The organism is Microbacterium arborescens, from assembly GCF_049707515.1.
Classification (GTDB): domain Bacteria; phylum Actinomycetota; class Actinomycetes; order Actinomycetales; family Microbacteriaceae; genus Microbacterium; species Microbacterium arborescens_B.
In genome coordinates this window covers 1-1,416 of sequence record NZ_JBNAFI010000017.1, presented here as the reverse complement: position 1 = coordinate 1,416, position 1,416 = coordinate 1, and the positions used below count along the sequence as shown (strand labels likewise).

Genomic DNA, 1,416 nt, shown 5'->3' with positions numbered 1-1,416 from the left:
CGGTGACGTCCCGCTGAGTGGTGGAGTTTCTCGACACCGTGCGGTCAGCTGGGTTTGATTATGCCGCAGCGATTTCGGGGATGACTACCTCCTCGACTTGTGCGGTGTTCATGGCGTCGAGCTGGCGCATGGAGTGCTCGGAGAAGTAGCGACGGTCGCCGGCTTCCCACTCATCGTGTTGCTCGACCAGGACCGCGCCGGCGAGCCGGAGCAGGGCTGCGGGGTTGGGGAACACGCCGACGACGTCGGTGCGGCGCTTGATCTCCTTGTTCACCCGTTCCAGCGGGTTCGTGGACCAGATCTGCCGCCAGTGCTTTTGCGGGAACGAGCAGAACGCCAGCAGGTCGTCTTTGGCGTCGTGGAGCATTGCAGCGACCTTCGGATGGGACCGCTCGAGCATGCGAGTGACCTCCTCAAGCTGGGCGATGACGTGCTTGTCGTCGGGTTGGGCGAAGATCGTGCGGATCACGCTGGCGACCATGTCCTGGCTGCCCTTGGGAACCACGGACAGCACGTTGCGCATGAAATGCACCCGGCAGCGCTGCCAGGCCGCGCCCTGTAGCACGGTGCTGATCGCTTTCTTCAGCCCGGTGTGGGCGTCGGAGATCACCAGCTTCGTGCCAGCCAATCCACGTGCCTTCAGCGAGCGGAGGAAAGTGGTCCAGAACGCCTCGCTCTCGGTGTCGCCGACGTCGAAGCCGAGCACCTCCCGGCGGCCGTCCGCGGCGACGCCGACGGCGACGACGACCGCCTGCGAGACGACCCGATGGTTCACCCGGGCTTTGCAGTAGGTGGCGTCGAGGAACACATACGGGTAAGCCATCGGCGCCAGGTCCCGGTCGCGGAACGCGGCGACCTCGGCGTCCAGGCCGGCGCAGATCCTGGATACCTCGGACTTCGAGATGCCGGTGTCGGCGCCGAGCGCCTTCACCAGGTCGTCGACCTTGCGGGTCGAGACGCCGTGCAGATAGGCCTCCATCACCACAGCGAACAGCGCCTGATCGACCCGGCGACGCCTCTCCAACAGCGACGGGAAGAACGTGCCCTGCCGTAGTTTCGGGATCCGTAACTCCAGATCGCCGGCGGTCGTGGACAGCGTCCTCAGGCGGGAACCATTGCGCTGCGTCGTCCGAGCAGCGGTGCGCTCGAACGGGTTCGCGCCGATCACCGCGGTCGCTTCCGCATCGATCAGCTCCTGATAGAGCGTCTCGGTCGCGACGCGGATCCGGTCGGTGACATCGGTGAGTTTCAGTTCCCCGAGCAGCTCGAGGAGGGCAGACTGGTCAAGAGCCATCGTGCGTTTGTGTCCTTCCGTGAGATTCCTAGACAGTTCTCACTGACCATCGCACGATGGCTCACCACGTCAACGACGTGACACTCGAGCCCGAGAACTACACCACTCCCAGGGACGTCACC

At 64.9% G+C, this 1,416-nt stretch carries 1 protein-coding gene; it reads right to left on the bottom strand.

Going from position 1 to position 1,416, the window contains the following annotated elements:
• Window positions 1–58: 58 nt before the first annotated feature.
• Window positions 59–1,294, bottom strand: a complete 1,236-nt coding sequence (locus tag ACPYN5_RS15960; protein WP_424449906.1) for an IS256 family transposase — start codon at window positions 1,292–1,294, stop codon at window positions 59–61.
• Between the last annotated feature and the right edge of the window lie 122 nt (window positions 1,295–1,416).

What these genes read in the sequence shown, in the direction of transcription:
- ACPYN5_RS15960 (WP_424449906.1), bottom strand. Translation starts at nt 1,294, where the DNA reads ATGGCTCTTGACCAGTCTGCCCTCCTCGAGCTGCTCGGGGAACTGAAA.